General features: G+C 54.2%; 22 protein-coding genes. 18 read left to right on the forward strand and 4 right to left on the reverse strand.

All coding sequences use genetic code 11. From position 1 onward, the window contains the following. Positions 1-69 precede the first annotated feature (69 nt). From C7387_RS00290 to C7387_RS00300, 3 genes are all read left to right on the forward strand, one after another. The gene (locus tag C7387_RS00290) at positions 70-1509 is read left to right on the forward strand and encodes a sugar porter family MFS transporter (protein ID WP_006821189.1); all 1440 of its coding nucleotides are present in this window, start codon (positions 70-72) and stop codon (positions 1507-1509) included. Beyond that, positions 1509-2348, forward strand: a complete 840-nt coding sequence (locus tag C7387_RS00295) for an aldose 1-epimerase (RefSeq protein WP_120815814.1) — start codon at positions 1509-1511, stop codon at positions 2346-2348. The genes C7387_RS00290 and C7387_RS00295 overlap by 1 nt, the downstream gene beginning before the upstream one ends. Positions 2349-2429: 81 nt before the next feature. Next, the gene (locus tag C7387_RS00300; RefSeq protein WP_006821187.1) at positions 2430-3566 is read left to right on the forward strand and encodes a 3-phenylpropionate MFS transporter; all 1137 of its coding nucleotides are present in this window, start codon (positions 2430-2432) and stop codon (positions 3564-3566) included. Between the two features lie 77 nt (positions 3567-3643). Here the strand turns inward: C7387_RS00300 and C7387_RS00305 are convergent, their stop codons facing one another. Beyond that, the gene (locus tag C7387_RS00305; RefSeq protein ID WP_120815815.1) at positions 3644-4243 is read right to left on the reverse strand and encodes a helix-turn-helix domain-containing protein; all 600 of its coding nucleotides are present in this window, start codon (positions 4241-4243) and stop codon (positions 3644-3646) included. Between the two features lie 882 nt (positions 4244-5125). Here C7387_RS00305 and hpt point away from each other — a divergent pair. Together hpt and C7387_RS00315 are read left to right on the forward strand one after the other, a co-directional pair. Next, the gene (gene hpt / locus C7387_RS00310) at positions 5126-5659 is read left to right on the forward strand and encodes a hypoxanthine phosphoribosyltransferase (RefSeq protein WP_006821185.1); all 534 of its coding nucleotides are present in this window, start codon (positions 5126-5128) and stop codon (positions 5657-5659) included. Between the two features lie 23 nt (positions 5660-5682). Next, a complete protein-coding gene (locus C7387_RS00315; RefSeq protein ID WP_120815816.1) occupies positions 5683-6747 on the forward strand; it encodes a LacI family DNA-binding transcriptional regulator in 1065 nt (354 codons plus the stop codon). Here C7387_RS00315 and csiE read toward each other — a convergent pair. Further along, the gene (gene csiE / locus C7387_RS00320) at positions 6744-8021 is read right to left on the reverse strand and encodes a stationary phase inducible protein CsiE (protein ID WP_120815817.1); all 1278 of its coding nucleotides are present in this window, start codon (positions 8019-8021) and stop codon (positions 6744-6746) included. The genes C7387_RS00315 and csiE overlap by 4 nt on opposite strands. 125 nt (positions 8022-8146) lie before the next feature. On the opposite strand from csiE, the gene C7387_RS00325 reads away from it, so the two are divergent. Beyond that, the gene (locus C7387_RS00325; RefSeq protein WP_038254953.1) at positions 8147-8785 is read left to right on the forward strand and encodes a DUF1007 family protein; all 639 of its coding nucleotides are present in this window, start codon (positions 8147-8149) and stop codon (positions 8783-8785) included. Then, positions 8776-9756, forward strand: coding sequence for a nickel/cobalt transporter (locus C7387_RS00330; protein WP_120815818.1), 981 nt, complete (start codon positions 8776-8778; stop codon positions 9754-9756). The genes C7387_RS00325 and C7387_RS00330 overlap by 10 nt, the downstream gene beginning before the upstream one ends. 47 nt (positions 9757-9803) lie before the next feature. Here the strand turns inward: C7387_RS00330 and suhB are convergent, their stop codons facing one another. Beyond that, on the reverse strand, positions 9804-10610 hold the full coding sequence (gene suhB / locus C7387_RS00335) for an inositol-1-monophosphatase (protein WP_087943292.1): 807 nt from the start codon (positions 10608-10610) through the stop codon (positions 9804-9806). Between the two features lie 124 nt (positions 10611-10734). Between suhB and trmJ the strand changes: the two genes are divergently transcribed. The 11 genes from trmJ (at position 10735) to sseB (ending at position 19381) form a co-directional block, all read left to right on the forward strand. Continuing rightward, positions 10735-11475, forward strand: a complete 741-nt coding sequence (gene trmJ, locus C7387_RS00340) for a tRNA (cytosine(32)/uridine(32)-2'-O)-methyltransferase TrmJ (RefSeq protein ID WP_006821178.1) — start codon at positions 10735-10737, stop codon at positions 11473-11475. A 132-nt stretch (positions 11476-11607) separates the two neighbouring features. Next, complete coding sequence (gene iscR / locus C7387_RS00345) at positions 11608-12099, forward strand: Fe-S cluster assembly transcriptional regulator IscR (RefSeq protein ID WP_006821177.1); 492 nt, start codon at positions 11608-11610, stop codon at positions 12097-12099. A 126-nt stretch (positions 12100-12225) separates the two neighbouring features. Further along, positions 12226-13440 (forward strand): cysteine desulfurase, encoded by a 1215-nt coding sequence (gene iscS / locus C7387_RS00350; protein WP_006821176.1) that lies wholly within the window; start codon positions 12226-12228, stop codon positions 13438-13440. Between the two features lie 24 nt (positions 13441-13464). Further along, positions 13465-13851: a Fe-S cluster assembly scaffold IscU gene (iscU, locus tag C7387_RS00355; protein ID WP_005120408.1), complete on the forward strand. Its 387-nt coding sequence runs from the start codon at positions 13465-13467 to the stop codon at positions 13849-13851. A 19-nt stretch (positions 13852-13870) separates the two neighbouring features. Further along, positions 13871-14194: an iron-sulfur cluster assembly protein IscA gene (iscA, locus tag C7387_RS00360; RefSeq protein WP_038254951.1), complete on the forward strand. Its 324-nt coding sequence runs from the start codon at positions 13871-13873 to the stop codon at positions 14192-14194. A 64-nt stretch (positions 14195-14258) separates the two neighbouring features. After that, the gene (hscB, locus tag C7387_RS00365) at positions 14259-14774 is read left to right on the forward strand and encodes a co-chaperone HscB (RefSeq protein ID WP_038254950.1); all 516 of its coding nucleotides are present in this window, start codon (positions 14259-14261) and stop codon (positions 14772-14774) included. A 14-nt stretch (positions 14775-14788) separates the two neighbouring features. Then, the gene (hscA, locus tag C7387_RS00370) at positions 14789-16639 is read left to right on the forward strand and encodes a Fe-S protein assembly chaperone HscA (RefSeq protein WP_006821173.1); all 1851 of its coding nucleotides are present in this window, start codon (positions 14789-14791) and stop codon (positions 16637-16639) included. Between the two features lies 1 nt (position 16640). Then, a complete protein-coding gene (gene fdx, locus C7387_RS00375; protein ID WP_006821172.1) occupies positions 16641-16976 on the forward strand; it encodes an ISC system 2Fe-2S type ferredoxin in 336 nt (111 codons plus the stop codon). A 3-nt stretch (positions 16977-16979) separates the two neighbouring features. After that, a complete protein-coding gene (iscX, locus tag C7387_RS00380) occupies positions 16980-17180 on the forward strand; it encodes a Fe-S cluster assembly protein IscX (protein WP_006821171.1) in 201 nt (66 codons plus the stop codon). Between the two features lie 53 nt (positions 17181-17233). Next, on the forward strand, positions 17234-18517 hold the full coding sequence (pepB, locus tag C7387_RS00385) for an aminopeptidase PepB (RefSeq protein ID WP_038254949.1): 1284 nt from the start codon (positions 17234-17236) through the stop codon (positions 18515-18517). An 87-nt stretch (positions 18518-18604) separates the two neighbouring features. Then, positions 18605-19381, forward strand: coding sequence for an enhanced serine sensitivity protein SseB (sseB, locus tag C7387_RS00390; protein WP_120815819.1), 777 nt, complete (start codon positions 18605-18607; stop codon positions 19379-19381). Positions 19382-19420: 39 nt separating this feature from the next. Here the strand turns inward: sseB and sseA are convergent, their stop codons facing one another. Further along, entirely contained in the window at positions 19421-20269 is an 849-nt protein-coding gene (sseA, locus tag C7387_RS00395; RefSeq protein ID WP_006821168.1) for a 3-mercaptopyruvate sulfurtransferase, read from the reverse strand. Between the last annotated feature and the right edge of the window lie 56 nt (positions 20270-20325).

Raw genomic sequence — 20325 nt, forward strand, 5'->3', positions numbered from 1 at the left:
TGGGCGAGGCCGGTTCTCGCCCACCACCCTCTGTTACCTGCGTTTCCCTATAAAATAAGAGGAACATCTATGAACAATGCGCAGACACAACTCAATATGGGCTACGTCTGGACGATTTGTCTGGTCGCCGCCTGCGGTGGATTACTGTTTGGTTACGACTGGGTCGTGATTGGTGGGGCAAAACCGTTTTATGAAGCCTGGTTCTCGATTACCGACCCGGCGCAGTCAGGTTGGGCGATGAGCTCGGCGCTGGCCGGATGCGTGTTCGGCGCGCTGATTTCCGGCTGGTGCGCCGATAAACTGGGGCGTCGCCTGCCGCTTATTTTCTCGGCAATTTTATTCAGCGCCTCGGCGCTCGGCACCGCCCTTGCCAGCAATTTCGACATGTTCATTATCTACCGCATCGTCGGCGGCGTTGGGATCGGTCTTGCCTCAGCCCTCAGCCCGTTGTACATCGCGGAAGTCAGCCCGGCGGAAAAGCGCGGACGTTTTGTCGCCGTTAACCAGTTGACCATCGTGATTGGTGTACTGGCGGCGCAGCTGGTGAATCTGATGATTGCCGATCCGGTGCCGGGTGGCGCAACTCAGCAGATGCTGGTGGAAACCTGGAACGGCCAGGTAGGCTGGCGCTGGATGTTCGGTGCCGAGCTGGTTCCGGCGCTGGCATTCCTGGTGCTGATGTTTTTTGTGCCGGAATCACCGCGCTGGCTGATGAAGGCCGGGAAACCAGAACGAGCCAGAGCTATGCTGGAGCGTATTGGTTCAAAAGCCTATGCCGCGCAGACGTTGCAGGAGATAGGACAGACGCTGCAGCAGGATAATCACAAGGTTGCGTATTCCACGCTGCTGCAGCCGCAGATCAAGCCGATTGTTATCATCGGTATGGTGCTGGCGGTGTTCCAGCAGTGGTGCGGGATCAACGTTATTTTCAACTATGCGCAGGAGATTTTCGCCTCTGCCGGGTTTGACATTAACGGCACGCTTAAGTCGATTGTGGCAACCGGGATCATCAATCTGGTCTTCACCATTGCCGCGCTGCCGCTGGTGGATAAGATCGGCCGCCGCAAGCTGATGCTGCTGGGCGCGTCTGGCCTTACCCTCATTTATGTGCTGATAGCGGGTGCGTATGCGATGGGCGTGATGGGCTGGCCGGTGCTGGTTCTGGTGCTGGCGGCGATTGCCATTTACGCCCTGACGCTGGCGCCGGTAACCTGGGTGCTGCTGTCAGAGATTTTCCCGACCCGCGTGCGGGGTCTGGCGATGTCGCTCGGTACGCTGGCGCTGTGGGTGGCCTGTTTCCTGCTGACATACAGCTTCCCGCTGCTGAACGCGAGTCTTGGGGCGGCCGGGAGCTTCCTGCTGTACGGCGTTATCTGCGCGATGGGTTATCTGTACATCCTGCGTCATGTTCCTGAGACCAAAGGCGTCACCCTTGAGGCGCTGGAAGCCCGCCTGGCCAGGCTGCATCAGAAACCCACCTCTGGCGTGAACCGGGAATCACTGCGCTGATGAGCGAGATTATTACACTGGAAAACGCGCATCTGCAGATGCGCGTTGATCCGCAGGGGGGCAGGGTACTGAGCCTGTTCTCCCGTACCTTCCAGCGTCCGGTATTGTACGAGGCCGCCGAGCCGGGTGCGCTGTTCCCCATGCTGCCGTTGGCAAACCGGGTGGCCGAGAACCGTTTCTGGCTACAGGGGCGGGAAGTCATTTTGCCGCAAAGCCCGGCTGACGCACAGTTTTTCCTGCATGGTGATGGCTGGTTAAAGCGTTGGCAGGTGGTGGCCCAGAGCGCCGATGGCTGTGAGCTGCAGATTGAAAGCCAGCACGACTGTGGCTTTGATTACCAGGCCCGGCTTCGCTACACGCTGACTGAAAACGCCTTGCAGGCCGAACTGCACCTCACTCACCGGGGTGAACGCCCGATGCTCTATGGGTTAGGTTTTCATCCGTGGTTTCCGTTTTCATCGGGCACCCGGGCGCAGTTCAGCGCCAGCGGTTACTGGCCGGAAGGGGAGGATCATCTTCCTCGCGAATGGCAGCCGATACTGCCGCCTGCGGCCGATTTCAGCCAGCCACAGTCGGGATGTGATGAATGGCTTAACGTCTGTTATTCCGGCTGGAACGGACAGGCTCGCCTGCTGGATGATGTGATGTGCATCACGCTTCTCGCGCAAACTCCGTGGCTGATGCTGTTCAGAATGTCGGGTCAACCATTCCTGTGCCTCGAGCCGCAGAGCCACCCGGTTAACGCCCACCGTCAGCCGGGTCAGCCGGGTTTGTTGATGCTGCAAAAGGGCGAGTCGGCCCGCTTTGCGATGACGATAATGGCTACTTCAGCAGCATAATCGTGTTAATCCAGTGTTAATCAGCATCTTGCGCCCGCCAGTGTTTATCGCCAGACTATCGCCACCATCTGGGAGGGAATCATGGTCTTGCACTCCACGCGCTGGCTGGCGCTTAGTTACTTCACCTACTTTTTTTGCTATGGCGTTTTTCTACCGTTCTGGAGCGTCTGGCTTGCCGGAACTGGTTTGACCCCGGAGACTATCGGCGTGCTGCTTGGTGCCGGACTGGTCGCCCGTTTTCTGGGAAGCCTGCTGATTGCCCCTCGGGTCAGCTCCCCTTCACGTCTGATTACCGCCCTGCGGGTTCTTGCTCTGTTGACGCTGCTGTTTGCCCTCGCTTTCTGGGCGGGAACCCAGGTCGCGTGGCTGATGGTGGTGATGGTCGGTTTCAACCTCTTCTTCTCACCGCTGGTACCGCTCACCGATGCGCTGGCAAATACCTGGCAAAAGCAAATCACCATGGACTATGGCCGGGTACGGCTATGGGGATCCGTCGCTTTCGTGATTGGTTCAGCGCTGACCGGAAAACTGGTGAGCATGTTCGATTACCGGGCGATTCTGGCGCTGCTCAGCATTGGTCTGGTATCGATGCTGCTCGGCATGCTGCTGCGTCCGTCGGTGGCGCCGCAGGGTGAAAGTCATCATCACGAAGAGGGGGCTGGCCCCGACTGGCGGTTGCTGATAACCCAGAATGGGCGTTTCCTCGCTTGTGTATGTTTACTGCAGGGCGCACACGCGGCCTACTATGGCTTCAGCGCGATTTACTGGCAGGAGGCGGGCTACTCGGCCTCGGCGGTGGGTTATTTGTGGTCGCTGGGCGTGGTGGCGGAAGTGGTTATCTTCGCGCTGAGCAAGAAAGTGTTCCGTCGCTTCAGCGCCAGCGACCTGCTGCTGCTCTCCGCCGTTTGCGGCATTGTGCGCTGGGGACTCATGGGCTGGACCACCGAACTGCCGTGGCTGATTGTGGTGCAAATCCTCCACTGCGGTACTTTCACCGTCTGCCATCTGGCGGCGATGCGCTACATATCGGCGCGCCAGAGCCGGGAAGTCATTCGCCTGCAGGCGGTGTACTCCGCGGTGGCGATGGGGGGGAGTATTGCCGTGATGACCGTTTTCGCCGGGTTCCTCTACCAGCATTTACATCAGGGCGTGTTCCTGGTGATGGCGCTGGTGGCCGTTCCGGCACTGTTTGTCCGCCCGAAAGTGGCGGCAGTCTAGTCATCCCGATGCTATGCATGGCTCTTATCCGTGCATAGCATCCTCTGTGCTAATCATTTTCCATCGTTTGTGAAAAATCATTTGATTGAAAGTTCCAGTAATTTCCCACGGTTTACTTTGACAACGCCTTCCTCTTTTAAAATGCAAATAGCCTTATGAATTGAACTACGGGAGATATGGCTTCGACGTAGAATGAACGAGTAAATTGATGTCTGGGTCCTCGACTCAGTGCTCATTTCCCAAATATATTTCAAGTGCTGAACAACGATACTATATACATCTTTTTGTTCGATCATGTTGGATCGGCGATACCATTGGTATATTGAATGAGTCAGCAAGTCAAAGGCATAGCCCCATAGATCTTTTTCATTAAATATAGCATTGGTGTCATGTATTGATAAACTCCACATCTCGCAATCCGTATCGCATCTGAAATAGTGAGTTTTTTCTTTCATCTTCATCTGCAGTAATCCAAGAATTGCTGGGCCAGTGACTGTGTTGGTTAAGACGTCATCAGACTTTCTGTAAACATTGACACTTCCCTGAATCAGGTAAAATATCTGCTGATGGCTCTCAACATCAAAACGCTGTCTTTTCTTTCGGTAAATCAGACATGATGACCCACAGTCCTTAATTGCCTCGCCAATAATAGTTATGGCTTCATTTTTCTCGGGCATAATACAATCCTTATTTCCTTACGCTTCCACAACTTGCGTAATTACTCTGTCAAAATAGGTGCCCACCAACAATCATTGGTATGAAGGAACTATGCGCCGCAGTTCATCCTGGCAAACACGCTATCAGGGGGGTTATGAGGAAGGAGTCCCTTCCTTGTAAAGTTGTAAATTTAATATGTGTTTCATGGGGTATATTAGAAGATGTGTATATAGTGTGTGCTTTACTACGCTGGGGAAGTCTAACCATTTTTTTTGGTTATTCCAGATATAATTATGTTCAAAATAACACAATAAATGACTATTCAAGAATAACGTTCTTTGCATGTTTGAATTGGTTCTTTTTTTAATTAATAAATAAAGTCTCAGTAACTGATTGTTTTTTAAAGTGACAGTATGTTTGCAAATAAACATTGTGTTGGGTTATGAAAGTAATGTAATTAAGAAGGATAGCCAGGTTGGTAAGTGAAATTATCAACTGCTTTTAAGGTGTAAGGTGAGAATAATTCTTAGTCAATAACACTAAGAGATTAGACCTCCGTCCATTCATTGTGAGTGGGTAAGACTATCTCTGATTAGTGACTACATCATCCGTATGACGAAAGCTCATATTTCATTAAAAATATATGTATTTTTAGATAGTGATTAACATGTTTATTTTTAGTCAATGGTCGTAATGGCGGGATGAGACCTCGTTTTTAACAGATCGATTTGTTTTATTTTATACAATTGAGGAATTGATGTGACTCTGACAAGTATAGTGGAACAAGATAAGCTATTACCTGAATAAATTTTGTGACTCAGTGCAAAGTAATGCACAGAAATAAGCGAAGTTGTAATGATTTAAATGTTTACATTAACTTGTTGGTAGGTTATCTCAAAAATATGAAATATACGGTGGAAAAATTAATCCCGGAATCTATGATCCGTAACCGCGTCATCGAACTGGGTCGTCAGATTGAAAAGGATTATAGCGGCGAAGACAACAATTTAGTGGTTTTGGGATTGTTGCGTGGCTCATTCATCTTTATGGCAGATCTCTCTCGCCAAATTGGCGTAGGGCACAGCATCGATTTCTTGACGGTTTCGAGTTATGGGGATGGTATGTCTTCCTCGCATAAAATCGACATTATCAGAGATTTAAGTGAAGAGATTCAGAATAAACACGTACTCATCGTAGAAGATATTATAGACACGGGGATCACCCTGAGTCAGGTCTGCGACTACTTGATGCAAAAAAGACCAAGGTCGTTAGAAATTTGTGCGTTGTTTAATAAACCATCACGGCGAGTAATCAATGTTGAGGTCAAATACATTGGCTTGAGTATTCCAGATGAATTTATCGTGGGATATGGCCTGGATTATGCCCAAAAACACCGACATTTACCGTATGTTGGTAAGGTGATAATGGCAGAGTGAGTATCAATTCAAAGAAGGTTGTAATGAAGGGAAGTACTAAAACGATGAAGGAAATCGCTATTGAGGCCTGTGTCTCCGTGGCGACTGTGTCGCGTGCCTTAAATCACCCTGAAAAAGTTGCAGTAAAGACGCTGCAGAGAATTGAAAAAGCAATAACCGTTATTGGGTACGCAACCCATAAAGTTAAAAGAATTATAAATCCAGAACAGCCTAAAATAATACTGGTTGTTATTGGAAGTCTCTCTTTACATTTAATCAAAGAAACCATTGATGGAATAGAGATAAACGCCGCGCAACATGGCTTTAAAGTGCTAATCAATAATGTGGGGCAACCACAATGTTCGGTAGAAGATATCGTTAACTTAACTCGAGCCACACAGGTGGATGGTCTGTTGCTCTTAGGTCTTACTATTCCTTGCAAAATTGATGAAGTAGATGAGTTGAAGCTTATCCCTATGGTCATGGCAAATGAGTTTTCACTAAGTTGTCGTGTTCCATCACTTCATGTTGATAGCCTTGCGGTTGCTTTTGAAGTTGTGGAGTATTTCTTTCACCTGGGGCATACGCAGATTGCCTGTATCTTAGGTGAGGATCAGGGGCAAACGACGCGTAATTTGTTGCATGGTTACACACGCGCACTACAACGCTATCAGCTCGAATGCGATCATCGCTTTGTCATTAATAGTGACCTCACCTATGAGGCAGGGAAAAATGCGTTCTCTACGTTGATGGACTTACCTGAACGGCCGACGGCGATTTTTTGCCAGAGCGATACGGCGGCGCTGGGTGTTGTTCGTGAGGCGAAAAAAATGGGGATATCCGTTCCAACAGATATCTCCGTTATTGGCTTCGGCAATACGGCCCTGGCGAAGTTCAGCTCCCCTGCGTTAAGTACCGTAAATTTACCCAACACGCTGATTGGCCAAACGATGGTGCAACTGCTGGTAAATAAAATAGAAGGGGATCCTGGCTCGGCCTATTCAAAGATTTTTGCGCATGAAGTCATTATGAGAGAGAGCACAGCACCTCTTGCGGAAATGAAGAGGGTTGAGACGGTGGAGCCTGAGTTCAGGGCTGCAACCGTTTAGGACTCCAGCATCTTACAGATATGCTGCTGCTGATGCTCACTCAGGGGTTCACCTGCGTGGATGAGCGGCGGCGAAAACAGCGGCAGAGCGATGGCATAAGGGGTGACGATAAGCGCTATGCCTTTTGCCACACCTTGTTTCTGGAAGCTTTCTGCTGACTGATATTTGATGTTGAGCGGCAGCAGGGTTAATTCGCGCAGTTGCTGCTCAATTTCGCTCTCCAGCTGCGGGTTGTCTCCCGTCAGCAGCACCACCTGTTTTTCCTGCAAATCACGTTCCTGCATCAGCCCGGCGCCGAAAATTATCGCTACCAGCGCCGACTCCTCCGGCGGAAAACGAATGCCGAAATCTGCTTCGAAATCCTGTAACGCAAGTGACGTGGTGCGCATCAGCCGTGGGTAGAGGTGCAGAATTTCATCCGGCAGGCTGTTATCAATGCCGATGTTGAACATGCAGCGATTCAGCGCCTGCGAAAGATGGATGTAAAGCTGGTCACGCAGGCTTTGCTCATCGCTGAAGCGACGGCCTGCCAGCAGTTGAAAGCGAGCAATCAGGCGGAAGATTGCCTGCTGCAGACGTCTGTCGTGCTGGTGCCCGTCGTGTACCGGGTCCGGTGTGCGCAGCATCATAAACAACAGCGCCAGGAAGTAGTGCTCATTATGGTGCGGTGGCTGAGCGATACGTCGCCGCCAGTGACGCAGAATTTCTGCTGCCATCTGATACTCACCGCGCGCCTGAGTCCACAGCTGCTGGGCAATACTAAAGTCGGGCGTCTGGCCCTGGTGGTGCTGCAGTAGACAATACGGTAAATAGAGGCGCAGAAACTGCACGTCACGACACTCAAACTGGCGCTGCAAACCCCGCGCGCAGCGGTTAATCAGCGCATGAAGATTGGTATCATCATACAGCGTACGGGCGATCCCCTGCTGTTTAAGCATTGTTTTGAGCGTCGGGGTAAACTGGTGGCTTATAAATGCCGGGCAAAGGCGCTGCGCGCGACGCAGCCAGTGCAGCAGGCACAGGCGCTGGTCGAGAGGCGTACCTTCAATCCGGTAGCCGCCGTCAGCGGTTGTTGTGATGGCGAGGTGATGGTAGCGGCGAAGCTCTTCGCCAGTATCGGCAATATCCTCCAGAGTGACCTCATCATCAGCCTGATTAATCTGATTGATGGATCCCCGACTGAGTGCCTTGCCTGACAGCAACAGCATCAACAGCATCTGGCAGCGGCGCTGCGGACTGGAAAGCACAGATGGCGTTTCAATCATATTCATCATCTGTATGGTTCCAGTTAGGGGTTTTTGATAAGAATAGTGAAAGGATCGAATAGCGAAAGCGCACCCGCCGGTGTTTGCGCAAGGATTGCTGGCGTAGTTCACAGAATTTTTCACGTGAGGAAGACATGAACAGAGTGAAACAATGCGTCGTTAGCGCATTTTTCATGGTTTTATCATTACCTGCCCTGGCGCACCCGCACAGTTTTATTGATATCCAGACCGGAGTGGTGGTGAAAAACGGCCAGTTTACCGGCTTATCCATGCGCTGGAAGATGGATGAAATCACCTCGGCGGATCTCCTCTATGATGCGGGGAATGCCAAACCGGGGGATGAAGTCTGGAAAAAGCTCGCGGCAGAGGTGATGGCGAATGTGCTGGGGCAGCACTACTTCACTGAAGTCTGGCACAACGGAAAGAAGGTGAAGTTCGAGAACCGGCCCGACGGCTATGGGCTTGCCCGGGAAGGGCATCAGGCGGTGCTGACCTTTACGCTGCCGCTGGCAGAGCCGCAACCGCTGGCGGGGCAAACCTATACTTTTTCAACCTATGATCCCACTTACTACGTTGATATGACGTGGAAGAACGACCACGATATTAGTTTGCCAGCGGCGCAACAAAACGCTTGCCGGGTGACGCTCACCACGCCGGAGCCTAACGAGAAAATGACCACCTATGCCTTGTCCCTGGATAAAGCCGACGCTCCGCCGGAAGACATGGAGCTGGGTCAGTACTTTGCACAAAAGGTAACGCTTAAATGTCAGTAATCTCTGCAGGCTCTGGGCGGACAAAACGCTGGTGGCAACTCTGGCCGCTGGCACTTGGGCTGGTGCTGATGATGGCGGCAGGTATCGTGCTGTGGCAGATGTGGCCGCAGGTGATGATGAAAAGCATTGTCTGGCAGCGTGAGCTAAATCTGAAAATGAGCGGGCTTCTGAAAGCGGTGGCGGATAACCCCCATAAGGCGGGCTGGTCGTTGCTCATTTTCAGTTTTATCTATGGCGTACTGCATGCGCTCGGGCCGGGGCATGGGAAAATTGTTATCACCACCTGGCTTGCGACCCATCCCTCGAAGCTGAAATCAAGCATTGGGCTGACGCTCGCGGCTTCACTGCTGCAGGGGGTGGTGGCGGTAGCGCTGGTTGTTGTGGTGCTGACGCTGCTGCAGCTGCCAGCACGGCAGCTGCACCTCAGCAGCTTCTGGCTTGAACGCGGTAGCTATGCCCTGGTGGGTGTTCTGGGGCTGATGCTCTGCTGGCGGGCGGTGAAAAAACTGCGTGTGCTGCTGCGTAAGCCGGTATTTAAAGCTTTTACGATCCAGCATGTGCACCATGAACACTGCGGCTGTGGGCATCAACATCTTCCTTCGCCGGAGCAGTCGGCCCAGGGCAACGACTGGCGCGCCAGGCTGATGATTGTGTTATCGATGGGGATGCGGCCCTGCTCGGGCGCAATTATGGTGCTGCTCTTCAGTAAAGTGATTGGCGTGTTTAGCTGGGGGGTGGCCTCGGCGCTGGCAATGGCGGCCGGAACCTCAATCACCATTTCATCTCTGGCATTGCTGGTACACAGTTTTCGCCAGCTGGCGGTCAGGCTAAGCGGCAGCAGTGCACCGGTATTGTGGCGGCAGGTGGGGTTAGCAACGCTGGCATTAGCCGGAGGCGTGATCTTACTGGCGGCAGCGGTCGTGATGTGGATGAGTGTGGTGCCGGTGGGAAGGGGATTAAGACCGTTTTAAAAGCGCCGGATAAGACGCGTCAGCGTCGCATCCGGCACCACAACAGATTAACGCTTGAGGGCTTCGCTCAGCTCATCACGCATGTTAGCCAGCATGGCTTTCACGATGCGCGGGTTACCAGCCACCACGTTGCCGGTCGTCATGTAGTTGTGACCACCGGTGAAATCGCACACCAGCGCGCCAGCTTCACGAGCAATCAGTTCACCAGCAGCGAAATCCCACGGCTTCAGGCCAATCTCGAAGTAACCATCAACGCGGCCGGCGGCAACGTAGGCCAGATCCAGGGCTGCAGAACCGGTGCGGCGGAAGTCAGCGCATTCGGTGTACAGTTTGCCGAGGATATTCATGTACGCGGTAGCGTGCTGTTTGGCTTTGAACGGGAAACCGGTCGCCAGAATGGTGCCGTCCAGATCGCGAGCGGTGCTGTTACGCAGACGGTAGCCGTTCAGCTGAGCGCCCTGACCGCGGGTTGCGGTGAACAGTTCGTTACGCATCGGATCGTAAACAACCGCGACTTCAGTACGGCCTTTGATGCGTACAGCGATAGATACGGCGAAATGCGGCAGGTGTTTTACGAAGTTGGTGGTGCCATCCAGTGGATCGATAACCCATTGAACATCCTGATCTTCGCCTTCATGCTCACCGCTTTCTTCGGTGATGATGGTGTGCTGCGGGTAAGATTTGCGAATAGTTTCGATAATAATCGCTTCTGCGGCTTTATCGACGTTGGTCACAAAATCATTGCTGCCTTTCTGGCTGGTTTCTACGCTGTCCGGCATTTCGTAGTGTTTGGCAATTACATTACCCGCCTTGCGCGCTGCGCGCACGGCGATGGTCAACATTGGATGTTGCATCGGTCACTCTCACTGGATGTTAAAGAACGGGGAAACTAAAACGGCGCAGAGTATAGCAGCGAGTTCGGAATATGTCTCACACTTATGGTAATATCGGCGAATAATCTTCAGACGCTGAAAAACTATGCTGCAAAATATTCGAATCGTGCTGGTGGAAACCTCTCACACCGGCAACATGGGCTCTGTCGCCCGCGCTATGAAAACCATGGGTTTAACGAATCTGTGGCTGGTGAATCCGCTGGTGAAACCAGATTCTCAGGCTATCGCCCTGGCCGCCGGAGCCAGCGATGTGATTGGTAACGCACAAATCGTCGATACACTTGACGAAGCGCTGGCAGGCTGTAGCCTGGTGGTCGGTACCAGTGCGCGTTCCCGCACGCTGCCGTGGCCGATGCTGGATCCGCGTGAATGCGGGCTGAAAAGCGTCGCGGAAGGTGCACATGCGCCGGTGGCGCTGGTGTTCGGCCGTGAACGCGTGGGCTTAACCAACGATGAGCTGCAGAAGTGCCACTATCATGTGGCGATTGCCGCGAACCCGGAGTACAGCTCCCTGAACCTGGCGATGGCGGTGCAGGTAATCTCCTATGAAGTGCGTATGGCCTGGCTGGCGACGCAGGAGAAAGGTGAAAGCGCTGAGCATGAAGAGACGCCGTATCCGTTGGTTGACGATCTCGAACGTTTCTACGGACACCTTGAGAAAACCCTGCTGACGACCGGCTTTATCCGCGAAAGTCACCCGGGGCAGGTGATGAACAAACTGCGCCGTCTGTTCACCCGCGCGCGTCCGGAAAGCCAGGAATTGAACATCCTGCGCGGGATGCTGGCATCGATTGAACAGATGAATAAAGAGCGCACGGATCGCTAAATACCTGACTAATTTAGTCAAGTAAATAGTTGACCAATTTAGTCAGGAATGTCAGACTTGGCCCTGCTATGCAATACCCCCATTTTACTATAAAAAACCCCGGGCAGGGGCGAGTTTGAGGTTAAGTAAGACATGAGACTGACATCTAAAGGGCGTTATGCCGTGACCGCGATGCTGGACGTTGCGCTCAACTCCGAATCGGGCCCGGTTCCGTTGGCAGATATTTCAGAACGTCAGGGAATTTCGCTTTCCTACCTGGAGCAGCTGTTCTCCCGTTTGCGTAAAAATGGCCTGGTTTCCAGCGTACGTGGTCCAGGCGGCGGTTATCTGTTAGGTAAAGATGCGGGCAGCATTGCTGTTGGCGAAGTGATTAGCGCTGTTGACGAATCCGTTGATGCTACCCGTTGTCAGGGTAAAGGCGGCTGTCAGGGCGGCGATAAGTGCCTGACGCACGCGCTGTGGCGCGATCTGAGCGATCGCCTGACCAGCTTCCTGAACAACATCACGTTGGGTGAACTGGTCAATAACCAGGAAATCCTTGATGTTTCCGGTCGTCAGCATAGCCACGAATCCCATCGCAGCAACCGCACTCAGGACGCGATCAACGTCAAACTGCGTGCGTAATGACCTTCGGGTAAAAATTATAAAGATTTAGAGCCAGGCCGGGGCATCCGTGCCCCGTTAATACGGCCGTACATCAGGTCGGTTGCCTGGTTCCTTGCATTGAGTGATGTACGGAGTTTAAGAGCAATGAAATTACCTATCTATCTCGACTACTCCGCAACCACGCCGGTGGACCCGCGTGTTGCCGAGAAAATGATGCAGTTTCTGACCCTGGACGGAACCTTTGGTAACCCGGCCTCTCGTTCTCACCGCTTTGGCTGGCAGGCCGAAGAGGCGGTAGATATTGCCCGTAACCAGATTGCTGAACTGGTGGGTGCCGACCCGCGTGAAATCGTCTTCACCTCCGGTGCGACCGAATCTGACAACCTGGCGATCAAAGGTGCTGCCAACTTCTATCAGAAAAAAGGCAAGCACATCATCACCTGCAAAACCGAACACAAAGCCGTGCTGGACACCTGCCGTCAGCTCGAGCGTGAAGGGTTTGAAGTGACCTACCTGGCGCCGCAAAGCAACGGGATCATTGACCTGAAAGAACTCGAAGCGGCGATGCGTGACGACACCATCCTCGTTTCCATCATGCACGTGAACAACGAAATCGGCGTGGTACAGGACATCGCGACTATCGGCGAAATGTGCCGTGCGCGCGGTATCATCTACCACGTTGATGCGACCCAGAGCGTGGGCAAACTGCCTATCGATCTGAGCCAGCTGAAAGTTGATCTGATGTCCTTCTCTGGCCACAAAATCTACGGACCGAAAGGTATCGGCGCGCTGTACGTTCGTCGTAAACCGCGTATCCGTATCGAAGCGCAAATGCACGGCGGTGGTCATGAGCGCGGCATGCGTTCTGGTACTCTGCCCGTTCACCAGATCGTGGGCATGGGCGAAGCCTACCGCATTGCGAAAGAAGAGATGGACACCGAGATGGCGCGCCTGCGCACTCTGCGTGACCGTCTGTGGAACGGCGTGAAGGATATGGAAGAGGTTTACCTCAACGGCGACCTGCAGCAGGGCGCTCCGAACATCCTGAACGTCAGCTTCAACTATGTTGAAGGCGAGTCGCTGATCATGGCCCTGAAAGACCTGGCCGTGTCCTCTGGTTCTGCCTGTACTTCTGCAAGCCTCGAGCCATCCTACGTGCTGCGCGCGCTGGGTATGACCGATGAGCTGGCGCACAGTTCTATCCGTTTCTCTTTAGGTCGTTTCACTACCGAAGAAGAGATTGACTACACCATCAAGCTGGTTCGCAACTCCATCGGCCGTCTGCGTGACCTTTCTCCGCTGTGGGAAATGTTCAAGCAGGGCGTGGATCTGAACACCATTGAATGGTCACATCACTAATCGGTATATAAGGAGAATTCAATCATGGCTTACAGCGAAAAAGTTATCGATCATTACGAGAATCCGCGCAACGTCGGTTCTTTCGACAACAGCGATGAGAGCGTGGGTAGCGGCATGGTCGGTGCACCGGCTTGTGGCGACGTGATGAAGTTGCAGATTAAAGTCAACAATGAAGGTATCATTGAAGACGCGCGTTTCAAAACCTACGGCTGCGGCTCAGCGATTGCTTCCAGCTCGCTGGTTACCGAGTGGGTGAAGGGCAAATCCCTGGACGAAGCGCAGGCGATTAAAAACACCGATATCGCAGACGAACTCGAACTGCCGCCGGTGAAAATTCACTGCTCTATCCTGGCAGAAGATGCGATCAAAGCCGCGATTGCGGATTACAAAAGCAAACGTGAAGCAAAATAATAAATAGTTGAGGTCTTTTATGTCGATTACCCTTAGCGACAGTGCTGCAGCACGAGTAAATTCCTTCCTGGCTAACCGTGGTAAAGGCTTCGGCCTGCGCTTAGGCGTACGTACTTCGGGCTGTTCAGGCATGGCTTACGTACTGGAGTTTGTTGACGAACCTTCTGCTGAAGATACCGTGTTCGAAGACAAGGGCGTGAAGGTGGTTGTCGATGGTAAAAGCCTGCAATTCCTCAACGGCACTCAGCTGGACTTCGTTAAAGAAGGCCTCAACGAAGGGTTTAAGTTTACTAACCCGAACGTGAAAGATGAGTGCGGTTGCGGCGAAAGTTTCCACGTTTAAGTGCATCTCCCGATAACCCCACCTCGTGTGGGGTTTGCTTTACCACGTTAACCCTGAGATTGTTATGGATTACTTCACCCTCTTTGGGTTGCCGACCCGCTATCAGCTCGACACGCAACTTCTCGCGACGCGATTCCAGGATCTGCAGCGCCAGTTCCATCCGGATAAATTCGCCAGCCGCCCGCAGTCTGAGCAACTGGCTGCCGTTCAGCAGTCGGCGACCATCAACCAGGCCTGGCAGACGCTGCGCCACCCGCTTGCCCGCGCGGAGTATATGCTCTCGCTGCACGGTTTTGATTTAGCGAGCGAGCAGCACACCGTTCGCGATACCGCGTTCCTGATGGAGCAGCTGGAGCTTCGCGAAGAGCTCGACGAGATTGAACAGGCAAAAGACGAAGCCCGTCTTACCGCCTTCATGAAGCGAGTCAAAGGCATGTATAACGACCGCCATCAGCTGATGGTGGAGCAATTGGATAACGAGACGTGGGACGTAGCAGCGGACACTGTGCGTAAGCTTCGTTTTCTCGATAAACTGCAAAGCAGCGCTGAACAACTCGAAGAAAAGCTGCTCGATTTTTAATTTCGGAAGCAATTATGGCCTTATTACAGATTAGTGAGCCGGGTCTGAGCGCCGCGCCGCACCAGCGTCGTCTGGCGGCGGGCATTGACTTAGGCACCACCAACTCCCTGGTCGCGACCGTACGCAGCGGCCAGGCGGAAACCCTCGCCGACGGTGAAGGTCGCCATCTCCTGCCGTCCGTGGTGCAGTACCACGCGGATGGTCATATCGTGGGCTATAAGGCTCGCGAGACCGCGGCACAGGATCCGGCGAATACCGTAAGCTCCGTCAAACGCATGATGGGTCGCTCGCTTGCCGATATTGAGGCGCGTTACCCGCATCTGCCGTATCAGCTTAAGGCAAGTGAAAACGGCCTGCCGATGATCGATACAGCTTCCGGCGTGGTTAACCCGATTCGCGTTTCCGCCGATATCCTGAAAGCGCTGGCGGCACGTGCCACCGAAACGCTGGAAGGCGAGCTGGATGGCGTGGTCATTACTGTTCCAGCCTATTTTGACGATGCACAGCGTCAGGGCACCAAAGACGCGGCCCGTCTCGCCGGGCTGCACGTTCTGCGCCTGCTGAACGAGCCGACGGCGGCCGCGATTGCCTACGGCCTCGACTCCGGTCAGGAAGGGGTGATTGCCGTTTACGATCTCGGTGGCGGCACCTTTGATATTTCGATTCTGCGCTTAAGCCGCGGTGTGTTCGAAGTGCTGGCAACCGGCGGTGATTCCGCCCTCGGCGGCGACGATTTCGACCACCTGCTGGCCTCACTCCTGCGCGAGCAGGCGGGTATCAGCGATCGCAGCGATGCGCGCATTGAGCGCCAGTTCCTCGATGCCGCGACGTCCGCTAAAATTGCGCTGAGCGACGCCGAAGAGACTCGCGTTGCCGTTGCTGGCTGGGAAGGCACCGTTACCCGCGAACAGTTTAATGACCTCATCGCTACGCTTGTGAAGCGCACGCTGCTTTCTTGTCGCCGCGCGCTGAAAGATGCGGGCGTTGAAGCCGAAGAGGTACTGGAAGTCGTGATGGTTGGCGGCTCCACCCGTGTCCCGCTGGTGCGTGAGCGCGTGGGCGAGTTCTTTGGTCGCACTCCGCTGACCGCCATCGATCCGGATAAAGTCGTGGCCATCGGCGCGGCGATTCAGGCCGACATTCTGGTGGGTAACAAGCCGGACAGCGAAATGCTGCTGCTCGACGTTATCCCGCTCTCTCTGGGTCTCGAAACCATGGGTGGCCTGGTCGAGAAGGTTATCCCGCGTAACACCACCATTCCGGTGGCCCGCGCGCAGGAGTTCACCACCTTCAAAGACGGTCAGACCGCGATGGCTATCCACGTCATGCAGGGTGAGCGTGAGCTGGTGCAGGATTGCCGCTCGCTGGCGCGCTTTGCGCTGCGTGGGATCCCGGCCCTGCCGGCCGGTGGGGCGCATATTCGCGTTACTTTCCAGGTCGATGCCGACGGTCTGCTGAGCGTCACGGCGATGGAGAAATCCACCGGCGTGGAGGCTGCTATTCAGGTGAAACCGTCTTACGGTCTTACCGACACCGAAATTGCGTCAATGATTCAGGACTCCATGAGCTTCGCCGAGCAGGACGTGAAAGCGCGTATGCTTGCCGAGCAGAAAGTGGAAGCCGCCCGCGTGCTGGAGAGCCTCAATGGTGCTCTGGCCGCTGATGCCGCGCTGTTAAGCGCCGCAGAGCGTCAGCTTATCGACGAAGCCGCCGCGCACCTTAGCGTGGTTGCCCAGGACGATGACGCCGATGCTATTGAACAAGCCATTAAAAACGTAGACAAGCAAACCCAGGAATTTGCTGCTCGCCGGATGGACAAATCTGTTCGTACCGCGCTGAAAGGCCATTCCGTGGACGAGGTTTAATATGCCAAAGATTGTAATTTTGCCTCATGCGGACCTCTGTCCGGATGGCGCTGTCCTGGAAGCGAATACCGGTGAAACCATTCTCGACGTTGCCCTGCGTAACGGTATCGAAGTGGAACACGCCTGCGAAAAATCTTGTGCCTGCACCACCTGCCACTGCGTTGTGCGTGAAGGTTTTGACTCCCTGGCGGAAAGCTCGGAAGACGAAGACGACATGCTGGATAAAGCATGGGGTCTGGAGCCGGACAGTCGCTTAAGCTGCCAGGCGCTGGTGACCGATGAAGATCTGGTCGTGGAATTCCCACGCTACACTATCAACCACGCACGCGAGCATTGATCTATGGGACTGAAATGGACCGACAGCCGCGAAATCGGCGAAGCGTTGTACGACGCATACCCGGATCTCGATCCGAAGACCGTTCGCTTCACGGATATGCATCAGTGGATCTGCGACCTGGAAGATTTTGATGATGAACCGAACGCATCCAATGAAAAAATTCTGGAGGCGATTCTGTTAGTCTGGTTAGATGAAGCAGAATAATTCATATTGCGGGCTGCCTTCTGGCGGCCCGTTTGCTAATAAGGATAAAAATAATGACTACTGCGATGAAGATTACGTTGACGACTCAACCCGCTGATGCACGCTGGGGTGAGAAAGCCAGCTACAGCATCAACAATGATGGCATTACCCTACACCTGAACGGCAAAGATGATTTAGGTCTTATCCAGCGCGCGGCGCGTAAAGTTGACGGCATGGGTATTAAGCATGTCGCACTTGCGGGTGAGGGCTGGGATATCGATCGTAGCTGGGCCTTCTGGGCAGGCTACAAAGGGCCGAAAGGCAGCCGTCAAATCGAGTGGGCCAACCTCAGCGAAAGCCAGCAGAAAGAGTTGGAAAGCCGCCTGCAGATTATCGACTGGGTGCGTGACATCATCAACGCGTCTGCGGAAGACGTGGGCCCGTCCCAGCTGGCGCAGCGTGCAGTTGATCTGCTGTGCAGCGTTGGTTGCGACAACGTTCGCTACCGTATCACCAAGGGTGAAGATCTGCGCGAGCAGAACTACATGGGGATCCACACCGTGGGCCGTGGCTCTGAGCGTGCTCCGGTACTGCTGGCGCTCGACTACAACCCGACCGGCGATGAGAACGCACCGGTATTCGCCTGCCTCGTGGGCAAAGGCATTACCTTTGATTCCGGCGGTTATAGCCTGAAGCAGAGCGCGTTCATGGACTCGATGAAGTCTGATATGGGCGGCGCGGCGCTGGTGACCGGGGCACTGGCATTTGCCATTACCCGTGGCCTTAACAAGCGCGTGAAGCTGTACCTGTGCTGTGCGGATAACATGGTAAGCGGCAACGCCTTTAAGCTTGGCGATGTCATTCATTACCGCAATGGTAAAAATGTAGAAGTGATGAACACCGACGCCGAAGGCCGTCTGGTGCTGGCTGATGGCCTGATTGACGCTTCTGCGCAGAAGCCGGAGCTGTTGATCGACGCCGCAACGCTGACCGGTGCGGCGAAAACCGCGCTGGGTAACGACTACCATGCGTTGTTCAGCTTCGACGACAAGCTGGTGAATCGCCTGATGGCGAGCGCGGCGGCGGAGAACGAGCCGTTCTGGCGTCTGCCGCTGGCGGAATTCCACCGTAACCAGCTGCCGTCTAACTTTGCAGAGCTGAACAACACCGCCAGCGCAGCCTTCCCGGCGGGTGCCAGCACCGCAGCCGGTTTCCTGTCGCATTTTGTGGAAAATTATCACGAAGGCTGGCTGCACATCGACTGCTCCGCAACCTATCGCAAAGCAGCCGTAGAGCAGTGGGCAGCCGGGGCAACGGGCCTTGGTGTGCGCACTATCGCGAACCTGCTGACCGCGTAGGCCGGATAAGCGTAGCGCCATCCGGAAAAATATTGGCGGGGGCGCTTCGTTTCCCCGCCATAGAGTCACTACTGAATTTGTGGTCTTATGTCCGAAACCAAAAACGAATTAGAAACCCTGCTGGAGAAAGCCGCCACTGAAGCGGCGCATCGTCCGGCATTTTTCCGTACGCTGCTCGAGTCCACGGTGTGGGTGCCGGGAACCGCAGCGGAAGGTGAGCAAATTGTCGAAGACAGTGCGCTGGATCTGCAGCACTGGGAAAAAGAAGACGGTACGACGGTTATCCCGTTTTTCTCTTCGCTGGAAGCGCTGCAGCAGGCGGTGGAAGAGGAGCAGGCATTTGTCGTGATGCCGGTGCGTACCCTGTTCGAAATGACGCTCGGCGAAACGCTGTTCCTCAACGCTAAACTCGCAACCGGCAAAGAGTTTACCCCGCGTGAAATCAGCCTGCTGATTGGCGAAGAGGGCAATCCGCTCAGCACTCAGGAAGTGCTGGAAGGTGGTTCTTCGCTACTGTTGTCTGAAGTAGCCGAGCCGCCAGCGCAGATGATTGACTCGCTGACCACGCTGTTTAAAACCCACAAATCAGTGAAGCGTGCGTTCCTGTGCTCCATTAAAGAGCGCAGCGACGAGCAGTCGAACCTGCTGATTGGGATTGAAGCGGACGGGGATATCGAAGAGATCATTCACGCCGCCGGAAGCGTGGCGACGGATACCTTACCGGGCGACGAGCCGATTGATATCTGTCAGGTGGTGAAGGGTGAGAAGGGCGTCAGCCACTTCCTTACTGAGCACATCACGCCGTTCTATGAACGACGCTGGGGCGGCTTCCTGCGCGATTTTAAAACCAATCGTATTATATGATTGAAAAAGGCGGCTTATTAGCCGCCTTTTTGTTGGGGATTACTTCGCCGGCTCAACCGGTAAATCACTACGAGCACCCCATTCGCTCCAGGCCCCGTCATACAGCGTAACGTCTTTGGCGTCGAGCGTTGCGAGCGCCAGTACCACGACCGCGGCGGTGACGCCGGACCCACAGCTGGCAATAATCGGCTGACTTAAATCGATATCCTGGCCTGCAAAAATCGCTTCCAGTTCGTCGGTGGTTTTCAGCTCACCGTTGATGACTAAATCGCCCCACGGCACGTTGCGGGCGCCGGGAATATGGCCGCGACGCAGGCCAGGACGCGGTTCATCGGCCTGTGCATTGAAGCGAGGAGCCGGGCGCGCATCGACAATTTGCGCGGAGCCTTCGTGGCTGGCGAGCAGGACGTCGGTCAGGCGTTTGACGGCACCTTCGGTCATTGTGGCGTCAAATTCACCTTCCGGTGGCACGACATTACCTTGCTGAAGCAGCAGGTCGTCGCGCGTCCATCCGGCGAGACCACCTGCGAGAATGGAAACGCGCTCTACGCCAAACGTGCGCAGCATCCACCAGGCGCGGGGCGCAGAAAAGAGATTGCCTTCGTCATACACCACCAGATGTTTATCACTGCTAACACCCAGCTCGCGCATCGCCACGGCAAACGCCTCCGGGCGCGGCATCATGTGCGGCAACGGACTATTGTGGTCAGAAAGGGCTTCAATATCGAAATACACCGCGCCAGGAAGATGGCCGGCCCGATATTCGGCGGCCATGTCGCGCAGGTGCTCCTGCCCGGCCGGCGCCATTCGGGCGTCGAGGATCTGCACATCGGGGTCGTTAATATGCTCGGCGAGCCAGTCGGCTGCGACAAAGAATGACGTACTCATGGTTGCCTCCCGCAAATATCACTCCCCAGATTGTCGGCGTTTTTACCGGAGGCGAC

This window comes from Yokenella regensburgei, from assembly GCF_003634235.1.
GTDB classification, from domain to species: domain Bacteria; phylum Pseudomonadota; class Gammaproteobacteria; order Enterobacterales; family Enterobacteriaceae; genus Yokenella; species Yokenella regensburgei.